This is a genomic window from Phormidium yuhuli AB48 (assembly GCF_023983615.1).
Taxonomy (GTDB): Bacteria; Cyanobacteriota; Cyanobacteriia; order Cyanobacteriales; family Geitlerinemataceae; genus Sodalinema; species Sodalinema yuhuli.
Map to the genome: position 1 here is coordinate 3,929,246 of NZ_CP098611.1, position 21,404 is coordinate 3,950,649.

The 21,404-nt window shown below is 52.2% G+C and carries 22 protein-coding genes; 18 read left to right on the plus strand and 4 right to left on the minus strand.

What is annotated here, in order from left to right; translation table 11 throughout:
• Nucleotides 1-59 precede the first annotated feature (59 nt).
• A complete protein-coding gene (locus tag NEA10_RS16855) occupies nt 60-296 on the plus strand; it encodes a hypothetical protein (RefSeq protein WP_252662515.1) in 237 nt (78 codons plus the stop codon).
• Between the two features lie 19 nt (nt 297-315).
• Here the strand turns inward: NEA10_RS16855 and sixA are convergent, their stop codons facing one another.
• The gene (sixA, locus tag NEA10_RS16860; protein ID WP_309494346.1) at nt 316-975 is read right to left on the minus strand and encodes a phosphohistidine phosphatase SixA; all 660 of its coding nucleotides are present in this window, start codon (nt 973-975) and stop codon (nt 316-318) included.
• On the opposite strand from sixA, the gene modA reads away from it, so the two are divergent.
• Genes modA through NEA10_RS16875 form a run of 3 tightly spaced genes read left to right on the plus strand, consistent with a single transcriptional unit; the run spans nt 960 to nt 3,610 of the window.
• Complete coding sequence (gene modA, locus NEA10_RS16865; RefSeq protein ID WP_252662516.1) at nt 960-1,769, plus strand: molybdate ABC transporter substrate-binding protein; 810 nt, start codon at nt 960-962, stop codon at nt 1,767-1,769. The two genes, sixA and modA, sit on opposite strands and share 16 nt — an antisense overlap.
• Nucleotides 1,766-2,413, plus strand: coding sequence for a molybdate ABC transporter permease subunit (modB, locus tag NEA10_RS16870; RefSeq protein ID WP_252662517.1), 648 nt, complete (start codon nt 1,766-1,768; stop codon nt 2,411-2,413). Before modA ends, modB begins: the two co-directional genes overlap by 4 nt.
• A 21-nt stretch (nt 2,414-2,434) precedes the next feature.
• Nucleotides 2,435-3,610 carry a sulfate/molybdate ABC transporter ATP-binding protein gene (locus NEA10_RS16875; protein WP_252662518.1) on the plus strand — a complete coding sequence of 392 codons (1,176 nt, stop codon included), beginning with the start codon at nt 2,435-2,437 and terminating at the stop codon, nt 3,608-3,610.
• Here the strand turns inward: NEA10_RS16875 and NEA10_RS16880 are convergent.
• Complete coding sequence (locus NEA10_RS16880) at nt 3,570-4,853, minus strand: hypothetical protein (RefSeq protein ID WP_252662519.1); 1,284 nt, start codon at nt 4,851-4,853, stop codon at nt 3,570-3,572. The genes NEA10_RS16875 and NEA10_RS16880 overlap by 41 nt on opposite strands.
• Before the next feature lie 237 nt (nt 4,854-5,090).
• On the opposite strand from NEA10_RS16880, the gene NEA10_RS16885 reads away from it, so the two are divergent.
• Nucleotides 5,091-5,300 carry a TOBE domain-containing protein gene (locus NEA10_RS16885; RefSeq protein ID WP_252662520.1) on the plus strand — a complete coding sequence of 70 codons (210 nt, stop codon included), beginning with the start codon at nt 5,091-5,093 and terminating at the stop codon, nt 5,298-5,300.
• A gap of 40 nt (nt 5,301-5,340) precedes the next feature.
• Here the strand turns inward: NEA10_RS16885 and nifV are convergent, their stop codons facing one another.
• On the minus strand, nt 5,341-6,507 hold the full coding sequence (gene nifV, locus NEA10_RS16890; RefSeq protein WP_252662521.1) for a homocitrate synthase: 1,167 nt from the start codon (nt 6,505-6,507) through the stop codon (nt 5,341-5,343).
• 686 nt (nt 6,508-7,193) lie between these two features.
• Between nifV and NEA10_RS16895 the strand changes: the two genes are divergently transcribed.
• The 13 genes from NEA10_RS16895 to NEA10_RS16955 all read left to right on the plus strand — a co-directional run bounded on the left by NEA10_RS16895 (nt 7,194) and on the right by NEA10_RS16955 (nt 20,714).
• Nucleotides 7,194-7,583: a NifB/NifX family molybdenum-iron cluster-binding protein gene (locus NEA10_RS16895; RefSeq protein WP_252662522.1), complete on the plus strand. Its 390-nt coding sequence runs from the start codon at nt 7,194-7,196 to the stop codon at nt 7,581-7,583.
• Between the two features lie 26 nt (nt 7,584-7,609).
• Complete coding sequence (gene nifS / locus NEA10_RS16900) at nt 7,610-8,821, plus strand: cysteine desulfurase NifS (RefSeq protein WP_252662523.1); 1,212 nt, start codon at nt 7,610-7,612, stop codon at nt 8,819-8,821.
• A gap of 41 nt (nt 8,822-8,862) precedes the next feature.
• The gene (nifU, locus tag NEA10_RS16905; protein WP_252662524.1) at nt 8,863-9,795 is read left to right on the plus strand and encodes a Fe-S cluster assembly protein NifU; all 933 of its coding nucleotides are present in this window, start codon (nt 8,863-8,865) and stop codon (nt 9,793-9,795) included.
• A gap of 481 nt (nt 9,796-10,276) precedes the next feature.
• Nucleotides 10,277-11,107: a nitrogenase iron protein gene (gene nifH / locus NEA10_RS16910; protein ID WP_252662525.1), complete on the plus strand. Its 831-nt coding sequence runs from the start codon at nt 10,277-10,279 to the stop codon at nt 11,105-11,107.
• Nucleotides 11,108-11,184: 77 nt separating this feature from the next.
• Nucleotides 11,185-11,544, plus strand: a complete 360-nt coding sequence (locus NEA10_RS16915) for a P-II family nitrogen regulator (RefSeq protein ID WP_252662526.1) — start codon at nt 11,185-11,187, stop codon at nt 11,542-11,544.
• A gap of 56 nt (nt 11,545-11,600) precedes the next feature.
• Nucleotides 11,601-11,996 carry a P-II family nitrogen regulator gene (locus NEA10_RS16920; protein ID WP_252662527.1) on the plus strand — a complete coding sequence of 132 codons (396 nt, stop codon included), beginning with the start codon at nt 11,601-11,603 and terminating at the stop codon, nt 11,994-11,996.
• Nucleotides 11,997-12,010: 14 nt separating this feature from the next.
• Nucleotides 12,011-13,672: a nitrogenase molybdenum-iron protein alpha chain gene (gene nifD, locus NEA10_RS16925; protein WP_252662528.1), complete on the plus strand. Its 1,662-nt coding sequence runs from the start codon at nt 12,011-12,013 to the stop codon at nt 13,670-13,672.
• Nucleotides 13,673-13,785: 113 nt separating this feature from the next.
• Nucleotides 13,786-15,159, plus strand: coding sequence for a nitrogenase molybdenum-iron protein subunit beta (gene nifK / locus NEA10_RS16930; protein WP_252662529.1), 1,374 nt, complete (start codon nt 13,786-13,788; stop codon nt 15,157-15,159).
• A gap of 72 nt (nt 15,160-15,231) precedes the next feature.
• Complete coding sequence (locus NEA10_RS16935) at nt 15,232-15,540, plus strand: (2Fe-2S) ferredoxin domain-containing protein (RefSeq protein ID WP_252662530.1); 309 nt, start codon at nt 15,232-15,234, stop codon at nt 15,538-15,540.
• An 83-nt stretch (nt 15,541-15,623) separates the two neighbouring features.
• Nucleotides 15,624-16,970 (plus strand): nitrogenase iron-molybdenum cofactor biosynthesis protein NifE, encoded by a 1,347-nt coding sequence (nifE, locus tag NEA10_RS16940; RefSeq protein ID WP_252662531.1) that lies wholly within the window; start codon nt 15,624-15,626, stop codon nt 16,968-16,970.
• Nucleotides 16,971-17,172: 202 nt separating this feature from the next.
• Nucleotides 17,173-18,594, plus strand: a complete 1,422-nt coding sequence (locus NEA10_RS16945) for a nitrogenase component 1 (RefSeq protein ID WP_252662532.1) — start codon at nt 17,173-17,175, stop codon at nt 18,592-18,594.
• A gap of 109 nt (nt 18,595-18,703) precedes the next feature.
• A complete protein-coding gene (locus tag NEA10_RS16950) occupies nt 18,704-19,996 on the plus strand; it encodes a radical SAM protein (protein WP_252662533.1) in 1,293 nt (430 codons plus the stop codon).
• A 118-nt stretch (nt 19,997-20,114) separates the two neighbouring features.
• The gene (locus tag NEA10_RS16955) at nt 20,115-20,714 is read left to right on the plus strand and encodes a Uma2 family endonuclease (RefSeq protein WP_252665392.1); all 600 of its coding nucleotides are present in this window, start codon (nt 20,115-20,117) and stop codon (nt 20,712-20,714) included.
• Here the strand turns inward: NEA10_RS16955 and NEA10_RS16960 are convergent.
• On the minus strand, nt 20,711-21,292 hold the full coding sequence (locus tag NEA10_RS16960; protein ID WP_252662534.1) for a Uma2 family endonuclease: 582 nt from the start codon (nt 21,290-21,292) through the stop codon (nt 20,711-20,713). The two genes, NEA10_RS16955 and NEA10_RS16960, sit on opposite strands and share 4 nt — an antisense overlap.
• Between the last annotated feature and the right edge of the window lie 112 nt (nt 21,293-21,404).

Here is a 21,404-nt window from a genome sequence, read left to right on the forward strand (position 1 = left end):
AACGAAGGGTGAATCTTCCGTTGCTCGGATGACGTCTGTTTCTGGGAGACCCCAAGATCATGATTGCAACATCTTCTCTGTCGGGAGGCGATCGGGTTCTGACCGATGCGCAACCCCAAAGCCAAGTCTATAAAGGACATTTGATTATTCCACGCTACAGTCGCGCCTGGTGGTGGGCGACGGTGATTGATCCCCATGGGGATGAGGTCAAGGGTCCGGGGGAGGGTCACGCCTCTCAAGACCAGGCCATTCGCGATGCTAAGGATTTAATTGATGGGCGATCGCCCTGGATGTGATGCTATGTGATGCTGGTTTCTAGAGCAAAAATCGCGGTGGAACCAGCCAGAAAAGTGTACTCTGGCCGATGATTTCTCCGTCATCTGGAAGATTGACGCCAATTACACCGGCTTTTTTGACAATTAGTTTTTCGCGAACTTCTCCCCAAATGAGTTGTTCGGCCCACTGTCCTAAGTCGGGTTCATGTCCAACGACGGCGATCGCCACATCGCCGTTTTTGCTTGTTTTGGGGAGGGTGTTGTACCAGTTTAGCCAGTCTTGAATGGGGCCGCAGGGGGCTAGGGCGGGGAAGATCTCGGGTTGGGGGCTGAGTTTGGCGTTGTGCAAAATGTCGGCGGTTTGTTGGGCCCGAATCAGGGGACTGGTGAGGAGATGGTCGAATTGTAGACCGAGTTCTGCGAGGCGTTTGGCGATTTTACGGGTTTTCTTGACTCCGGCGTCGGTGAGGGGCCGTTGGCGATCATCAGGATAGGTTTGGGGATTGCGATCGGCGGCAATGCCATGACGGATGAGATAGAGTTGGGGCATGGGGGAATGGGGATGTTGGGGGTTCTCTGATTTTAGCTGGGGATGGTTCTTTGAGGGTTTGTAGGGTTGACTACCATTGGGGGTGGGAAAACTGATTAAACTGTTCTCATCAGAATTTCCACTAACTTTAAATAATGAAGAAGCTGTCATGGTATTTTGGCTTGGCAGTTGTGGGGCTGCTGTTGATGATGGGCCTGTCGGCGCGACATCAACCGTTCCTACGGGCCGATAGTCCCCCAACTGCTGTGACTCTCACGGTCTCGGCTGCCTCGGATTTGCGGGATGTGTTTCCGGAAATTGGTCAAGCGTGGGAGGCGGAAACGGGACATTCCCTGCGCTTTAATTTTGGATCTACGGGACAATTGGCTCAGCAAATTGCACGGGGTGCGCCGGTAGATGTGTTTGCTGCGGCTAATCGCCAATTTGTGGATGATTTAGACCGAGAGGGATTGGTTTTTCCGGAAACGAAAGCTCTCTATGGGGTGGGACGTATTACTCTCTGGCAACGAGAGGAGGCGTCCCTAGACATTAACCGGCTTGAGGATTTGCTAAAACCGGAGGTGCGACGGGTGGCGATCGCCAACCCCAATCATGCTCCCTATGGAACGGCGGCGAAGGAAGCCTTGGAAGCCGCCGGCATCTGGGAGGAGATACAACCGAAACTGATTTTTGGGGAGAATATCAGTCAGACTCAACAGTATGCGATGACGGGGAATGTGGATGTGGCGATCGCCGCTCTCTCGATTAGTGTGGAGAAACCGGGACGCTGGGAACTCATTAGCGATACTCTCCATCATCCCCTGGAACAAATGCTGGCTGTACCCAAAAATGCTCCCTATCCTCAGGAGGCGAAAGAGTTTGCGGCGTTTATTAATGGGGAACAGGGACGGCCATTGATGGAAAAATATGGCTTTGTGGTTCCTGATTCTCCAGAAACGCCATGATTTGGCAACCGTCCTTTCTCTCGTTACAAGTTACTCTCAGCGCCAGTCTGGTGATTTTTGTGCTGGGGTTGACGTTGGGGACGGTTTTGGCGAAATGCCGCTTTCCGGGCCAATTGGTTCTCTCGACGGTCTTGAATTTGCCTCTGGTGTTACCGCCGAGTGTGGTGGGGTATGGCTTGCTGTTGGCGTTGGGCCGGGGAAGTCCGATTCGAGAGTGGTTGGGGATTGACCTCTTGTTTACTTGGCAGGCCGCCGCCATCGCCTCGACGGTGGTGGCGTTACCGCTGATGGTTGAGTCAACCCGAGCGGCGATCGCGAATGTTAATCCGGAACTGGAAGCGGCGGCCCGGACGTTGGGATCGACGGAGAGGGAAATTCTCGTGCGCATTACGCTTCCCTTGGCCTATCGGGGGATTTTGGCGGGTTTTACCCTCAGTGTCGCGAGAAGTTTGGGGGAGTTTGGGGCGACACTGATGGTGGCGGGAAGTATCCCCGGACGGACTCAAACTCTGCCCCTGGCGATTTATGATGCGGTGGAGTCGAGAGAGTATGGTCTGGCTAATATTATGGTCTTGATGATGACGGTGATCGCCTTCCTATTTCTCTATTGGGTGAGACGATTAGACAATGCACCTCATCCCTAACTTTATTGACGGATTGCCATCATGTCTCTGACGGTTCAGATTCAAAAAAATTTAGCGAATTACTCTCTGGAGGTTGACTTTGAGTTAGAACGGCAACCGTTGGGCCTGTTGGGACGTTCAGGATCGGGGAAAAGTCTCACCCTACGCTGTATTGCGGGGATTGATACGCCGGATGCGGGCAGAATTGTCTTAAATGACCGGGTTCTCTATGATTCTCGACGGGGGATTAATCTCCCCAGTCGCGATCGCCGGGTGGGGTTTGTCTTCCAAAATTATGCTCTCTTTCCCCATCTGACGGTTCGGGACAATATCGCCTATGGTTTGAAAGGCTGTGGGAAGGCGGAGCGGTTGCGTCGGGTGGAGGAGCAGTTACAGCAGGTGCAACTGCTGGGATTGGGCGATCGCTATCCCCATCAACTCTCTGGGGGACAGCAGCAACGGGTGGCGTTGGCCCGGGCCCTGGCCCCGGAACCGGATCTATTACTCCTGGATGAACCGTTCTCGGCTCTGGATGCTCATCTACGCAGTGAGTTGGAAATCCAATTGAGTCAAACGCTGGCTGATTATCGGGGCTTAACGTTGTTTGTCAGTCACAATTTAGAGGAGGCCTATCGCCTCTGTCCCCATCTGTTGGTTCTCTCCCAAGGTCGGATGATTGCTCAGGGAGCTAAGCAAAGCATTTTCGATAATCCGGGAACGGTGACGGTGGCTCAGTTGACGGGATGCAAGAACTATTCTCGCCTCGAACTTCTGTCATCTCAGCAAATCCGTGCTTTGGATTGGAACTGTACTCTGGAGACGCAGGGGGAGGTGTCGCCGCTGCATACTCATGTGGGGATTCGCGCTCATCATCTTGTCTTTTTGGAGGGTTTAGAGGGAGTTAACAGCTTCCCGGCTTGGCTGGCGGGGAGTAGTGAAACGCCTCATCGGCAAACTCTCTATCTGAAGTTGGGGGAACCGCCGGCGAGTTCTCAGGATTATCATGTGCGGGGGGAGGTGTTTAAGGAGGTTTGGGAAGGGCTGAAATGCCGTCCGTTTCCTTGGTTTGTGGGGTTGTTGCCGTCTCGTTTGTTGTTGTTGGAGGGGGGGAACCACGGAGTCACGGAGGACACAGAGGTGGAGAAAGAGAAAGGGAGGGGGAGAGGGAGAAGGGGGGTTATTTTTGGGGTCCAAAGCCGCAGAAACGGGCTTTTTTGAGGCGTTTCCATTTGCCTCGGGGGGCGAAGTCTAGGAGGGAGCGATCGCCCTCGCTGTCGCTGGTCCAGATGCCGCTGGGGTCGTCGGGGTCGTCGGGGATGGCTTGTAGTCTGGCCCAGAGGGGACGGATGTCTAGGGGATAGGTTTTGGGGTCGAATTGGGGCATGAGTCCGGCGTCGGCGAGAAGTTCTAGGTCTCGTTCAAAGGTGCGGATGAGGCGTTTGCGGCTGTCGCGATCGCTCTCGGCTCGGTCGAGTCTGGTTCGGCCATAGGCGATGGTCATGAAGGTGGAGACTCGCAGGGGACTCTGGCGGCCAAAGCGTAACTTAAAGATGAGCCAGAAGAGCGATCGCACCATTCCTGGATGTTGTTGCCAGTTGCGAAAGGCCAGTTCGATCCAATCGGCTTCAATGTTGGTGGTTTGATAAAATCCTCGTCCTTGTTGCTGGCCTTGGGGATTGAGGAAATGCTCAACCCAGGGGCCGGGACGAATGGAGAGGGTGAAGCCACTGGGATGGGGTTGAGACCCCTGAGGGGGATGATGCTCAAATTGGACTAATTCCCACAGGGGATGTTCGGCTTCTTCAAAGGCGGGAATATCTCCCTGTTGTAACCAATGAATGGCGACACGGAGGCGGCTCACTTCCCGCACGAGACGCTCTAGCAGGGTCAGTTTATCGTGTTGGCTGAGATCCCGTCGTCGTTGGAGCCCAAAATAGTCTGCAAGGTCGCGATCGCTCAAGGAAAAGACCCCCTGGGTCGGGTCTGGGAGCTGGGTCGCTTTGGCTGCATAAATCAGATGTAAACAGGCTGAGCGAATGTCAAATTCGGCAATATTTGAGTGGGAGGTCGGGTCTTGGTTGTCTCCCTGAAGCCAAAATTGCAGTTCTCCTCGCCCCCGTTTTACGGGTTTACGATAGGTCCAGCGATCGCCCTCCCAAATCCAAGGGATATCGCCTCGTTGAGCCAAAAGATTACAGCCTTCCCAAATGACCAGGGGAGAGGCTAGATTCAGATGCAGGTGTTGGCTGGATTTGTCACGGGGAGGAGAGTGGGCTGGGGGGTCAAAATCTTGGTTGTGAGAGCAGTTGGAGCCGACAGGAAGCCAGTTTAAATCTAGAACTCCCATGGGTCGGAATTGCCGAAATTTGGGATTAAGGTGCCGATGAATGACCTGGGGCACACAGATTTCAGGACATTTCTGGCAACTGGGATAGCCTGAACGGTAGGGAAATAACATCATGGGCTGTGCTTGGATTATAAACAAAAAACGAACATTCAAAAACTAGAGATTTCGCTAGGCTGACCGAATTAAAGACAGATAATTTTTATGATTAGGTTAGGTTAAGGTTAAGTCCACAATTTTTTATAGTTTTTATTGCTGCAAAATCGATAAATTGTTGCAACTTATACTTTTTTACTTTTCCTTGATGTATAAAATATGTATCGTTTCAAGAGCCAACTCAATCCCAAATTTACCATGCAAGTTACAGAAGGAAATGTTTTAAAAGGAACCATCAAGCATATCAACGTAGGAACGGTGAATGCTGAGGTGACCTTAGAGGTCAATCCAGGGGTAGAAATTACCGCCATGGTGACGAAAGCGTCGGTAGATACGTTGCAGTTGAGTCATGGAAAAGATGTTTATGCCGTCATTCAAGGAAGTCATGTCATGATTGATGTGGATTAATGCCAAAACATTTCCCCCTCTTCGGTGTTCCGAGGAAGACTTAGGAGGGGGGAGATGCGGATGCCAGAGCTAACACTTCGTCGGCTCCTAAGCCCCGTTTGAGTTGGGTGGCTCGTACTCGTACGGCATCGAGTAGGGATTGTTGATAATGGGGGCTAGTGGGGGTTAGGGAGAGCTGATGGCGTTCTAGACAGGCGGCGATCGCCCGTCGCCCGGAATGTTTGCCGATTCCGATCTGATGCTGGGTTCCCAGCCATTGGGGGGGGAAGGGTTCATAGGTTTGGGGATTTTTGAGGATACCATCGGCATGAATCCCCGATTCATGGGTAAAGACATTCTCCCCGACGATGGCTTTCCAGGGGGGGAGGGGCCCAGGATGAGTGAACTGTTGAACGGCTTGGGAGAGTTGTAACAGTTGACGACTATCAATGCCAAAGTCCCAATCCTGAAGGCGACGCATGGCAACAACGACTTCTTCGAGGGCCGCGTTTCCGGCCCGCTCGCCGATTCCGTTGACGGTGACATCGACAACCTTGGCCCCGGCTCGCAATCCCGCTAGGGCGTTGGCGGTGGCCATTCCTAGGTCGTCATGGGTATGCACTTCAACGGGAATGTCGAGGGAGTCGACGAGGGGCTGCACCTGTTCCATCATCTGGAAGGGGTCAAGGATACCGAGGGTGTCACAGAAGCGAAACCGTTGCGCTCCTAGGCGTTGGGCGGTTTTAGCTACGGCTAAGAGAAATTCGGGATCGGCTCGGGAGGCATCTTCTGCGCCGACGGAGATAAACTGGCTGCGATCGCGGGCGAAGGTCAGACTCTCCTCTAACTGCTGCCAGAGACGTTGACGATCGCCCCCAAATTTGGCGGCAATTTGCACCTCGGAGACGGGTAGGGAAATATGAACCCGTTGCAACCCACAGTCAAAGGACGCGGCTAAATCGGAAATGCGGGCCCGGTTCCATCCCAGGAGTTCGGCATTGAGAGAACTGTTGACGAGAGTGGTGATGGCCACGGCCTCCTCACCTCCCATAGCCGCGACTCCCACCTCGATTTCTGGCACACCGATGGCATCGAGGAGTTGGGCGATCGCGACTTTCTCATCTGGGGTCAAGGCGACTCCGGCCATCTGCTCCCCATCCCGCAGGGTGGTATCGAGCAGTTTAGGGTGGAGAGGGTCAGTTCCAAAAGCGTTCTGACGGTCGTTCATGATGGCTTGTCAACATAAGGGTTACAGTGACGTCCGTAAATTCCCCTAAAGAAGCACCGCAACCTTAACCCGCCGGGAATTTCTATCGATGCCTTAGGGTAACATGACTGCCTAGAGATTAAATGCAAGCTTGGATACAGAATGCCCGTGACTTCACCTGGCCGCTCGCCGATTCGATGGCCGGACTCTGCTAACAGACTGCCTAGAGATTGGATTCCCAAACTCGGGCTTCTCAGTTTTTTTAGCTACGCATGATACAAAAAAACGGATTTAAAAAATGTCTTAATTATTTTTTAATATTTTAGGTTAACTTTATTAAGAAAATCTAAAACTGTTACCAATTAGGCATTTCAGGGGGGAGCAGCGTGCCTTATTTCCCGAGACTGGACATTTTCTTTCCCTCCTAATTGTCATTTTCTGCCGCCGTATTCTATAAAATAAGCTACAAAACTCGATGCTAAGTTGAGGCAATCACTGCAAGACCCCCACCCCCCAAAAAAAATTTTTATTCCTCTCAAGCCCCAGAACATAGCCTTTAGCGCAATGATTCGATTTGGTAATGGAAACCCCAATACTCCCCGATGGATGTCTTACAGTGACATCAAGGAGTTTACGGATCGCTTTCCCGTATAAATACATACAAAACTCTGTAATCTTACTCGTCCGTGAATGAATGGAGGATAGATATGACCCTTAGCCCAGCGAGATCTCCAAGTCCCCAAACCCTACCGGAACCAACTGCCCGGGTCGCTGTTGCCACCCAGGGCCAGGGCTTAGTGGATACCCACTTCGGCCATGCCAGTCAGTTTCATATCTATGATGTGAGGCGATCGCACGCCGAGTTTATCGAAGTCCGTGATGTTGCCCCCTACTGTCACGGGAAAGAGGACAGCCCCGGCGACCTCAGTGCCATTCTGGATACCCTGCAAGACTGCCAAGCGGTGATGACCTCACGCATTGGCATTGGACCCGAGGATCGTTTGCGTGATGCCGGTATCGAACCGGTGCAAGTTTACGACACCATCGAAACGGCCTTATTTAGCTTTTACGATCGCTATCGTCAGGTCGTCACCTAACCCCAGCCCTCCACCGCCTCCCCACCATGTCAGTTATTTATCTCGACAACAATGCCACCACCTGCGTCGCCCCTGAGGTGTATGAGGCCATGTCGCCTTACTTCACGCAGTATTATGGCAACCCTTCCAGTATGCATCGCTTTGGCGGACAGGTTGCTCGCGGCCTACGTCAGAGTCGCGAGGCCATCGCCGCCCTCATCCACGCGGAAGCCAATGAAATCATCTTCACCAGTTGTGGAACGGAGGGGGATAACGCCGCTATTCGGGCCGCCCTAGATCGTCAACCGGACAAACGCCACATCATCACCACCGCCGTTGAACATCCTGCCATTCTCAAACCCCTGCAACGGCTGGAAAAACAAGGCTATAGCGTGACCTATCTCGGGGTGGATGGCAAAGGACAACTGAAGTTAGAGGAGTTGCGACGGGCCATCCGCGATGACACCGCCCTAATTTCAGTGATGGCCGCCAACAACGAAACGGGAACCATCTTCCCCATTGAACGCATTGGCCATCTGGCGAAAGAGCGAGGGGTTTTGTTTCATGTAGATGCCGTACAAGCGGCGGGCAAGATTCCCCTTGATGTCAGCAGCGGAGTTATTGACTTTCTGGTTCTCTCGGGTCATAAGTTCCATGGTCCGAAAGGCATTGGCGTGTTATATGTCCGTCGCGGTGTACGCTTTCGTCCGTTCCTGGCCGGTGGCCATCAGGAACGGGGACGACGGGGAGGAACGGAGAATGTCCCTGGGATTATCGGTTTAGGGACAGCAGCGGAGTTGACCTTAAAAAGCTTTGACGAGGATCATACCCGGATCGCTCAGTTGCGCGATCGCCTCGAACAAGGCATTCTCAGCCAAATTTCGGATACCCAACGCAATGGCCATCCTGGCTTACGGTTACCGAATACCGCCAATATCGGATTTAAATATGTGGAAGGAGAGGCGATTTTACTGTCTCTCGATCGCGAAGGCGTTTGTGCGTCATCTGGTTCAGCCTGCACGTCAGGTTCACTGCAACCGTCTCACGTTTTGCGGGCCATGGGCTTACCCTATACCCTGCTCCATGGTTCAATTCGCTTTAGTCTATCCCGCTACACCACGGCGGCCGAGATTGAACAGGTCATCGCCCTATTACCCTCAATGATTAATCGGCTACGAGAACTATCGCCCTTTTCCCGGGACAACGAAGCCACTCACCCTTGGTTACAAGAACAAAGCCAACGAGTCGGCATCGCCTAACCCCCCTCTTGCCTCTTGCCCATCTTTAAAGGAGCCTCATCATGTGGGATTACACCGACAAAGTTATGACCCTGTTTCACGAACCCCATAATATGGGGGCGATCGCCCAAGATGATTGTCGTCAAGGAGAAGCGATCGCCATCGGAGAAGTGGGAAGTATTGCCTGCGGCGATGCCCTGCGACTGCATCTGCGGATTCAGAAAGCCAATGACCTGATTCTCGATGCCCGATTTCAGACCTTTGGTTGCGCCAGTGCGATCGCCTCCTCCTCAGCCTTAACGGATCTCATCAAGGGCAAAACCGTTGATGAAGCCTTACAGATTGATAACCGCACCATCGCTGAATTTCTTGGGGGACTGCCCCAAGAGAAGATGCACTGTTCGGTAATGGGACAGGAAGCGTTGGAAGCTGCTATTGCCAATTATCACGGAGTGCCGACGGCGATCGAGGATGATGAGGACGAGTCGGCTTTAATTTGCCAATGTTTTGGCGTGACCGAAAATCGTATCAAACGAGTGATTCGCGACAATCATCTCACCAGCGCCGAAGAGGTGACCAACTATATTAAAGCCGGTGGCGGTTGCGGGTCCTGTTTAGCCGAACTCGATGATCTCGTCGCAGAAGTCTATGAGACTGCCGACGCCACTGACCCGGCGACTCCTCGCACCTCCAAGCCCCCTGAATCCGTTGCCGAACCCGTTGCCGAACCCGTTTCGGTTCCTATGGCCAATCTGACCAACTTACAGAAAATTGCCTTGATTCAGTCTGTGTTAAATCAGGAGATTCGTCCCGTCTTACTCGAAGATGGCGGTGATGTTGACCTATATGATGTGGACGGCAATTTAGTATATGTTTCTCTCCAGGGTGCTTGTGGGCAATGCGCCAGTTCTCGCCTGACCCTGAAAGGATTTATTGAACGAACTCTGCGCGATCGCGTTTCCCCAGATTTAATCCTAGAAACTCTGGACGTCTAAGAGTAACGGCTTCCGTTAGACATCATCAAAAAATTGAATCCTAGAGATTACTGTAGAGTTCGTCTGTGCGCTCTACAGTTTTTTTAGGTTAAGAGGGGGAACCACGAACTCACGGAGGAGATGAAGAGAATGGAGAGCAAGAGGAGCTGAATAGGGACTTACAGTATTTCTTTTGCTTTGTTAAGAAAAAAATAAAAGTGTTAAAAATGCTTCAAAATGCGAATTAAATAAAAACACATAAAACCTGGATTTTGCAATTAATGCTACAGTTCCTATTAAAAATAGATCCTATAGTAGATTCAGATGAAAAAAGAGGTTCAGAGATTTTTTTAATTTGAAATCAGAACCATCTCTGCCACTCTAATCATCTTGGACAGGACGAGCGCCTAGAATGAGTAGAAGCTTCTAACTCTCCTCAGCTTCAAGCGCCATTCTGCCCCAACAACAGAACTTTAGATTCTACAAACAATGAGGTTGAATCATGCGTAAGATTGCTGTTTACGGAAAAGGCGGAATCGGCAAATCCACCACCACTCAAAACACTGTGGCAGGTTTAGTCGAACTCGGTCGCAAAGTTATGATTGTCGGTTGTGACCCGAAAGCCGACTCCACCCGTCTCCTCCTCGGAGGCTTGCACCAGAAGAGCGTGTTAGACAGCCTGCGGGAAGAAGGAGACGAAGTCGAACTCGAAGATATCCGCAAAGAAGGATTTGGCAAAAGCCTCTGTGTGGAATCCGGCGGTCCTGAACCCGGTGTTGGCTGTGCTGGACGGGGGATTATCACCTCCATCAGTATGCTCGAACAACTCGGAGCCTACGACGAAGAAGTCGGACTTGACTATGCCTTCTATGATGTCTTAGGAGACGTGGTTTGTGGGGGGTTTGCCATGCCAATTCGGGAAGGTAAAGCCCAAGAAATTTACATCGTCACCTCCGGCGAAATGATGGCAATGTATGCCGCTAACAACATCTGCCGGGGGATTCAGAAATACGCTGTTTCCGGCGGTGTGCGTCTTGGTGGTTTGATTTGTAACTCCCGTAAAGTGGACCGGGAAGATGAACTCATCTCCGCCTTGGCGAAATCCCTAGGCACACAGATGATTTACTTCATGCCTCGGGACAACATTGTCCAACGGGCGGAACTGAACCGCCAAACGGTGATTGAATATGCACCGGAATCAGAGCAAGCGGACCACTACCGCAGCTTGGCGAAGGCGATTGATGAGAATACCAATCATGTAATTCCCAAGCCTCTGGAGAACGAAGAACTCGAAAGTCTCCTGATGGAATATGGACTCTATGCCACGGTCTAAGGTGACTGTATCCCCTTCGTCCCCTCAACTGTGTGGGGGGAAACTCTCCCCCCTTTATTGTTTATTGTGTGTTGATCATGACTAACATTATGGTACGGGCGATCGTACGCCCCGAAAAAACCCCCGATGTCTTGCAAGCCTTGCTCAATGCTGGATATCCCGCCGTCACTAAACTCGGTGTCTTTGGTCGGGGTAAACAGCGGGGACTGAAAATCGGCAACGTCATCTATGACGAGCTACCCAAAGAACTGTTGATGCTTGTGATTGACGAGAGCCACAAGAATGCCGTCATTGGCGTTATCCTGGATGCCGCTCGCACGGGAACTGAAGGGGCCTACGGCGATGGTAAAGTCTTCGTCAGCCCCGTCGATGAAGTTTACACCATCAGTACCGGAGTCAAGGAAGCTGCTGACGTGAAAACAACCGTCGCCGTTTAACCACTCGTCCTTGTCTTCCCTAACTGTGAGGTCGCGTCAGAACGCGAAACAGACCCATGAAAGAAGTTTTAGCTGTAATTCGCATGAACCAAATCGGGCGTACCAAACAAGCGCTCGTCGATGCCGGATTTCCGGGATTCAATGCGGTGCAAGTGACAGGACGGGGGCGACAGGCTATCGAAGCCGAAGCCGTTGAAGCCCTCAATCAAAATCCCGAGTATGCCACTGAAGTCCTGCCTCTACTGGGGCGGATTCCCCGACTGATTCCCAAACGCCTTCTCAGCATTGTCGTCAGTGATGAGCAAGTTGAGCGGGTTGTCACCACCCTCATTCGCACCAATCAAACCCGAAATCCCGGTGATGGCAAAATTTTCGTCCTTCCAGTGACTGAGACGGTTCGCGTCCGCACTGGAGAAACCGGACGAGTTGCCCTTGATGAAATGACCGGTTAACCGAGGAACACTCCATGACTGACACAACACGCACCCAAACCGATTTGGAACGCCAAATCGCTCAAGCTTCCCAGGATGTCAAGGAAGCTCGTTCTCCCATTGACTCCACCACAACCCAGACCGCCGTTAAAGATATTGTCGAGGCCTATCCGGCTAAAGTGGGCAAAAAACGGGCCAAACATATTGTCGTCCGTGACCCCAACATTCCCGAACAAACCATCGAGGCCAACGTCCGCACCACACCGGGCATTATCACCCAGCGGGGTTGCGCCTTTGCCGGTTGTAAAGGGGTGGTTGTCGGTCCCATTGGTGATGTCGTTCATATCGTTCACGGTCCTGTTGGCTGTTCCTATTATTCCTGGCTCATTCGCCGCAACCAATTCCGGGCCCGAGCCAACGGCCGCAACTTCGTCAACTACTGCTTCACCACAGACTTGACGGAACATGACATCGTTTTTGGCGGGATGAATAAACTCCGCCAGGCGATTCAGGAGGCGTACGACCTCTTCCAACCCCCTGCTATTACCGTTCACTCCACTTGTCCTGTGGGACTGATTGGGGATGACATTCAAGGGGTATCCCGCGAGATGTCCGAGAAACTCGGCATCAGCATTGTCGCCTTTAACTGTGAAGGCTATAAAGGCGTCAGCCAGTCCGCTGGACACCACATCGCCAACAATGGCTTCTTTAAAAATTGGATTGGTACCAATGAAGAGGCTGAAGAGGTTGAAGGCTACACCGTCAACTTGATGGGTGAGTACAACATCGGCGGCGACACCTGGGAAATCGAGCGCGTTCTTGAGAAATGCGGCATTCAGGTGATTAGTAAGTTGAGTGGCGATGGCTCCTACGATGAAGCCACGGAATCCCATTTAGCGAAGTTGAACTTGGTCATGTGCCACCGTTCGATTAACTATATGGCGGACATGATGGAAACCAAGTTCGGGATTCCCTGGATTAAGGTTAACTTCATTGGGGTCAATGCCTTTGCTAAGAGTTTACGCAAGATTGCCGAAGTCTTCGATGACCCGGAACTGACGGAACGCATTGAGACGGTCATCGCTGAAGAGATGGCAGAAACGGAGGCCCAACTGGCCACCTATCGTGAACGGCTGACTGGAAAGACCGTCTTCCTATTTGTGGGAGGCTCTCGCGCCCACCACTATCAAGAACTGTTTGCGGATTTGGGCATGAAAACTGTGGTCGCCGGCTATGAGTTCGCTCACCGGGATGATTACGAAGGTCGCGATGCCTTGCCCAACATCAAAATTGATGCTGACAGCCGCAACATTGAAGAAATTCATGTCAAGCAGGATCCTGAACGCTATAATCCTCCATTTTCGGAAGAAGCCCTTGCCAAAATGGAGACAAACAACACCCTCAAGGATTACAAGGGCATGATGCCTGATATGGGTGAGGGAACCCTGCTGGTGGACAATATCTCCCACCATGAACTGGATGTGCTGATTGAACGCTTTAAACCCGACTTGATTGGGTCTGGGATTAAGGACAAGTACGTGATTGAGAAGTTGGGCATTCCTTGTAAGCAACTGCACAACTATGACTACGGCGGACCCTTTGCTGGGTTCCGGGGTGCGGTCAACTTCGCCAAGGATGTGGATTTACGGGTCAATACCCCCGTTTGGAAGTACGTTAAAGCCCCCTGGCTGAACTAATCCCCGCGAGCGGTGCGTTCCGGCAAGTTTTAACCGATTGGTCGAAGCTTCATCTTCATTGAAGCCGGAACACACCCTACCCCTGTTCTCTGTTCCCTACATTCCCAAAGATTATGTTAGACGCAACTCCAACCACTTTAGTTGAACGCCAAGCCTTACGGGTTAATCCCGCGAAAACCTGTCAACCGATTGGTGCAATGTATTCCGCCCTAGGGATTCATGGCTGTTTACCCCATTCCCACGGGTCTCAAGGCTGCTGTTCCTATCACCGTTCTCACCTAACACGCCATTTCCGGGAACCGATTATGGCGGCGACCAGTTCCTTTACGGAAGGAACGGCGGTGTTTGGCGGTGGTGCGAATCTTCGCCAAGCGTTGAAAACTATCTACAAACTCTATGATCCCCCGGTTGTGGCGATTACAACCACCTGTCTATCGGAAACCATTGGCGATGATATCCCGACTATTATTCGGGAAGCCACTGAGAGTGGTGTGATTCCCAATGGAAAAACGGTCATTCATGCCAATACTCCCAGTTATGTGGGTTGTCACATCACCGGCTGGTCGAATATGACCGCGTCGATGGTGAAGTATCTCTCGGAACGCAGCGGTGAGTCCCGCAATCAGGTGAATCTCATCCCTGGCTATGTTGAACCCTCAGACACTCGCGAATTAAAACAAATGCTCGCCACTTGGGGCATTGATGCGGTAACGTTCCCGGATACCTCTGATGTGGTGGATACACCGCAAACGGGACATTTCCAAATGTATCCTCAGGGTGGAACGACGGTTGAGGCCCTGAAAACTACTGGGGATAGTTTGGCAACGATCGCCCTCGGCCCAGAAGCCAGTACCCAGGCGGCGATCGCCCTTGATGCCAAATGTCAGGTTCCGGCTCATATCCTAGATTTACCGATTGGGGTAGCCGCCACAGACCGCTTGGTGCAAACTCTAATGGATGTCACCGGAACTCAGCCGACGGACGAGATTGTCAACGCTCGCGGTCGTCTGGTGGATGTGATGACGGATATGCAGGCTTATCTGTATGAAAAACGGGTCGCGATCGCTGGAGACCCGGATCAGGTGGTTCCGCTGGTGGAAATGTTGGTTACCTGTGGTGCCAAGCCGGTGTATGTCATTACTGGGGCGGAGTCTAAGTATTTCCGCGATCGCACTCAAGCCATTTTAGGCGAGACGGTTCCTGAAGCGGTGATTCGCGATAATGCTGACTTGTTCTATCTACACCAGTTGATGAAACAAGAGCCGGTCGATCTGCTTATCAGCAATGTTTACGGTAAGTATATTGCCCGGGCTGAAGATGTTCCCTTTGTCCGCTACGGCTGGCCCATCCTGGACCGTGTGGGACATAGCTACTTCCCCACCCTAGGCTACGGCGGCAGTTTACATCTGCTCTGCACCATCATCAACACCCTGCTTGATCGCAAGGATCGCGATGATCCTGATGAAGTCTTTGAGTTGGTTCTCTAAGCCAACCTCTGAATTGGGGGACGGCCTGGGCCGATTCCCCCTGAATCCCTCCTGAATCTCTGGAGAAACATCATGAACACTCCCAAACATCATTTATTTGTCTGTGCTGGCTTCCGCACCCGTGGCGATGCTCAAGGAGCCTGCACCAAGAAAGGCTCTCTGAGTCTAGTGCAGTACCTGGAAAATGAACTGGTCGATCGCGATTTGGAAGATGTGGTGGTATCCACAACTGGCTGTCTCAAGATGTGCGATCGCGGTCCCGTCCTGATGGTCTATCCTCAAGGAGACTGGTACGGCAATGTGGATGAAGATGCTCTCGATGACATCCTCGATGCCTTAGAGGAAGGGACAACCGCCGATGAGTATCTGCTAACGAAATAGCACCTTCCAATTGCACAGGTCAATAGTGTCTGGCCTCCCCCAGCGGACCCGTCACTGTTGACCATTCAGGATTAACTGACACCATGGAACCGACTGTTCTCAAAGGTCGTGAAACGCAAGTTTACCGCAAAGGTAAAGAACCGTTCGCGATGGAATGCAACAAACAAAGCCTGGCCGGGGCAGTCAGCCAACGGGCCTGTGTCTTCTGCGGTTCACGGGTGGTTCTCTACCCAATCGCCGACGCCTTGCACCTGGTTCACGGTCCCGTCGGCTGTGCTGTCTATACCTGGGATATTCGCGGCGCCCTCTCATCGGGTCCAGAATTGCACCGCCTCAGTTTTTCGACGGATTTACAAGAGCGAGATGTCATTTTTGGGGGTGAAGAGAAACTCAAAAATGCACTTCTCGAACTGATTGAACGCTATGACCCCAAGGCTGCATTTGTCTATTCAACTTGTATTGTGGGCATTATTGGCGACAACCTAGAAGCCATCTGTAATCAAGTGACGGAGGTGACGGGTATTCCCGTAATTCCCGTCCAATCAGAAGGCTTTAAGGGCAACAAACGAGCCGGATACAATGCCGCCTGTAAAGCCATGTTTCGCCTAGTGGGAACTGGTGATACCTCCGACATTTCTCCTCACAGCATTAACATTCTTGGAGACTTCAATCTAGCCGGAGAAATCTGGATTATCCGGCAATACTTCGAGAAAATGGGGATTCAGGTAGTGGCCAACATCACCGGTGATGGTCGGGTCGCCGATATCTCGCGATCGCACGGTGCGGCCCTCAATGTGGTTCAATGTTCCGGAGCCACCTTAGATTTAGCTAAAATGATGCAAGACACCTACGGCGTTCCCTTTGAACGAGTCTCCTATTTTGGTGTCGAAGACATGGCAGAATCCCTATATAAAGTTGCCCGTTTCTTCAAAGACGACCCAGAAATCCTCAAACGAGCCCAGCTTGTTGTCCGAGAAGAACTCTCAGTTCTCTATCCTAAACTGTTGGAATACCGGAAAGACTTAGAAGGAAAGAAAGCGGCAATTTATGTCGGCGGCTCGTTCAAAGCCTTTTCCCTAGTCAAAGCCTTCCGTCTTTTAGGGATGGACGTGGTCATGGTCGGGTCGCAAACTGGGACGAAAGAGGATTACGAAGAACTGCAAGACATCACCGACGAAGGAACCATTATCGTCGATGATTCTAACCCCTTAGAACTTTCCGCCTTTCTGCAAGAAAAGGATGTTGATATCTTCGTTGGTGGCGTAAAAGAACGTCCCATTGCCTACAAATTAGGCTTAGGATTTTGCGACCACAATCACGAACGCAAGGAAGCTCTAGAAGGCTTTGAAGGAATGTTGAATTTTGCCCGAGAAGTTCACAGCACTGTCATGAGTCCAGTCTGGCAATTCATGCCCCGACGAACCGGCTAATCCCTACATCTCCCCGACCGGGTGGGGTGCCCGCCAGGGCGGGGTGGGTCCCCTCCACCGGAGGGGTCCGGGGTGTGTTCCCCCAGCGAGCGGTGCGTTCCGGCAAGTTCTAATTGAACGCCAAAGCCAACACCCCTTGCCAGCCGGAACACACCCTACCCCTATTGCCTCTTGCCTATTGCCTCTTGCCTTCTCCAAAACCATGAAACATACCGCAAAACTCAAAACCGGTCATCCCTATATTTCCACCACCAATGCCTGTAAACTCTGCAAACCCCTTGGGGCTTGTATTGCTTTTCGGGGGATTGAAGGAACGATGCCATTTCTACATGGGTCTCAGGGTTGTGCGACCTATATGCGTCGCTATATTATCAGCCATTTCCGTGAACCCATCGACATCGCCTCCTCATCCCTGAGTGAGAAACACGCCGTGTATGGTGGGGGGTCTAACCTCAAACTGGGGTTAAACAACTCCATTGACAAGTATGCTCCGAACGCCGTTGGTGTGGCGACGACCTGTTTAACGGAAACCATCGGCGATGATGTGAGTATGTTATTACGGGAATGGCGTGTCGATGCCGATGCCGAATGTCCCAACCCTGAGATTCCCGTCGTCAACGTCTCCACCGCCAGCTATTCAGGAACCCATATGGAGGGGTTTCATGCCGTTGTGCGGGAAACCATCGCCCAAATTGCCCTAACGGATGTTCCCATTCCTGAATCTGGGAATGAAGACATCAAGATTGGCACAAAACCCCTGAACCTGATGCCCGGATTTGTCTCCACGGCAGATTTACGTCATCTGCGGGATGTCTGTGAGGACTTTGGCTTAGAACCAACAATTCTCCCCGACTATTCCGATACTCTCGATGCCCCCGTGATGGCGGAATATGAGAAACTCACCTCTGGAGGAACCTCCCTCCAATCCATTCGCAAAATGCCTCGGGCGATCGCCTCGATTGAGTTTGGGCGCGTTCTCTCGGCCTGTGGCCAGACTGGGGGCGAACTGTTGCAAGAGAAAGCCGACGTGCCACTCTATGCCATGGGAATGCCAATTGGGGTCCGTGAGAGCGATCGCTTTTTCAACACCCTCTCGCGCCTGAGCGATCGCCCCATCCCCCGCCGCCACGAGTTAGAACGAGGTCGTCTCCTGGATGCCTATGCCGATGGCCATAAGTATCTCTTTGGCAAACGGGCAATTGTCTACGGTGAAGAAGACCTGGTGGTGGGCCTAACCGCCTTTCTCTCAGAAATTGGCGTACAGCCTATTCTCTGCGCCTCTGGGGGGTCCAGTGGCTATCTTAAAGATGCGATCGCCGCCGTCACCGACGGCCTGCTACGAGAAGCCCCCCAAGTCCGAGACGACGTAGACTTCTTCGACATTGCCCAAGATGCCCTCAGCCTGAAGCCGGACTTTCTCATCGGCAACAGCAAAGGCTACAGCTTCGCCCGCGAACAAGGGATTCCCCTGATTCGCGTCGGCTTCCCCATCCACGATCGCATGGGCGGACAACGCATCCTCCATCTCGGCTATCGGGGCAGCCAAAACCTCTTTGATTTAACAGTAAACGCCATCATCGCCAAAAAACAACGGGACTCTCCCGTCGGCTACGGCTATATCTAACCCACAAGAGGGCAACCTGCCCCTAGGAGATTCCCCGTTCCCTATTCCCTTCTTTTGCCTCTTGCCTCTTGCCTCTTGCCTTTTGCCTTTTGCCTTTTGCCTTATTCCTATGACTACCCTAAACCCCACCGCAACCCCTCTCAACCTCGACCAACATCCCTGTTTCAACCCTAAAATTAAAGGGAAATTCGGGAGAGTTCACCTTCCCGTTGCCCCCAAATGCAACGTGCAATGCAACTTCTGCAATCGTAAATATGATTGCGTCAACGAAAGCCGTCCGGGTGTCACCAGTAAAGTTCTCGAACCCCATCAGGCGGCCGAGTACATGGCAAAAATCCTAGAGAAAGAACCCCGCATCACCGTCGCCGGAATTGCCGGGCCCGGGGACCCCTTTGCCAATGCTTGGGAAACCCTGGAAACCATGCGCCTGTTGCGGGAACGCTTCCCGGACTTAATTCTCTGTCTGGCAACCAATGGTATGGGATTAAAACCAGAACATGTCGATGAAATTGCCCGGATTGGCGTGTCTCATGTGACGGTAACCGTGAATGCGATCGATCCTGACATTGGTGCCCAAGTCTATCGCTGGTTCCGAGATGGAAACCTGGTGTTACGCGGACGACAGGGGGCGGAACGGCTGTTGAGTCGTCAGATGGAGGCGATTCGGGCCTTGAAAGCTGCCGATGTGGTGGTGAAAGTGAACACCGTGGTGATTCCAGGGGTGAATGACCATCATGCGATCGAAATTGCCGAAACCGTCGCCGCGATGGGTGTGGATTTATTCAACGCCATGCCGATGTATCCCACCCCAGACACTCCCTTCGGCGTTTTACCCGAACCCTCTCCCAAAGAAATGGCCGTCCTACGTCGTCATGCTGGGGAGTTCATCACCCCGATGACCCACTGTACCCGTTGCCGCGCCGATGCCGTGGGCTTACTGGGTGAAGACCGTTCCGAGGAGTTCCGGGGCTGTCTCACGGACTGTTCCACCCTACCCCGCAAGCCCGAAGTCGAACGTCCCTACGTCGCCGTCGCCACCTTTGAAGGGGTGTTAGTCAACGAACATCTCGGCGATGCGGTGCGGTTACAGATTTGGCAACAAACCCCAGATGGTTTTGCCCTCGTGGAAGAACGGCCGACCCCAGAACGAGGGTTAGGGCCACGGCGTTGGAAACTATTAGCTGACCAGTTACAAGACTGTCGCGCCCTCCTCGTCAGCGGGATTGGCGAGTCTCCCCGGCAGATTTTGCGAGAATCCGGACTCTTGATTGTCGAGATGACTGGATTCATGGAAGCCGGGTTACAGACCCTTTACAACGGCGGCGATGTCACGGCCTTACGAGGTCGCAACCGCAGCGTCGGTGAGAAAGTCTGCAAAGGAACCGGAAGCGGCTGCGGATAACCCGTCCCATCCAAATTTGCTTGTCGTCATCATGGCCCCACCCACTCCTGGAGTGGGGCTTTTTTTCTGAGACTCTCCTGGTTGACTATAATCGGAGTATGAGTTCATGGCAACGGCAATGATTGCATCCTCCGACTTCCCCCTCACTCCAGAAGAATATCTACGCCTTGAATCCACCAGTGAGATTAAACATGAATATCTCCATGGCGATGTCTATGCCATGACCGGCGCGAGTGACAGCCATGTCACGATTGCCTTAAATCTAGCCATGATGCTGCGTAATCATCTGCGAGGCGGTGGCTGTCGGGTGTATCTGTCCGATATGAAACTGCGGGTGGCACAGCGTCATAGTTTCTTTTATCCTGATGTGTTTGTGACCTGTGAACCTCGGGATAGTCAAACCCCTCACTACAAACGGTTTCCGACGTTAATTGTTGAGGTGCTATCTCCCTCTACGGAAGCGTTTGACCGGGGTGAAAAATTTGCGGCGTATCAAAGTTTAGATAGTTTGCAAGACTATGTGTTAATCAATACGGACAAGCAACGAGTGGAGACGTTTCGACGGGGGAATGGTGGGGTGTGGACGTTACAAAGTTATACCCCCGTTGACGGGATGTTTGAGTTGAAAAGTCTTCAGTTTCAGGGGAGTTTTGAGGCGTTGTATGAGGATGTAGTTTGGGAGACAGAAACAACAAGGTCTGGGGAGTCTCTGGATTAGAATCGCTCAACCCATAGTTCAAATCCGGGCAGGACCTCTTCACCACTGAGTTGGCTGGGAAGGGGGCGAATTTCTGGGGGCTGACCTGGGCGATAGATTTCGACGTTTTGGTCTTGGGGGTTGAAGAGCCACCCTAGACGGACTCCAGCATCCAGATATTCTTGCATTTTATCTTGAAGTAGGGACAGGCGATCGCTCGGCGATCGCAATTCCAGGACAAAATCAGGGGCAATAGGAGGAAATCGACGCCGTTGGTCTGGGGTCAGGTGTTGCCAGCGGGATAACTCAATCCAGGCTGCATCAGGGGACCGTCGTCCTCCATTGGGAAGGCGAAATAGGGTTGAGGAACTAAACACTTTGCCCAGTTGAGTTTGCCGGTTCCAAAGTCCTAAGTCAATGCCAAGTTCTAGCTCTCGATTACCACTTTCTCCGCCAATGGGGGGCATAACAATTAAGACTCCTGCCGCACTTTGTTCAAGACTGAGGTCGGGGTTGTTAAAACAGAGTTGCTCAAACTGTTCATCGCTGAGATGAAGGGGTTCAAGGTCAAGGGTAAGGGGTGAGGTCAGGGCGGCCATGGAGTTAGTTCCTGGGGGTAAACGTTGCTGAAACCATAGGGACAATCTCTACTATACTCGTAATCAATCTGGGAGAGAACTTGCTAAGATACAGAGGTTAACCTAGGGGCTG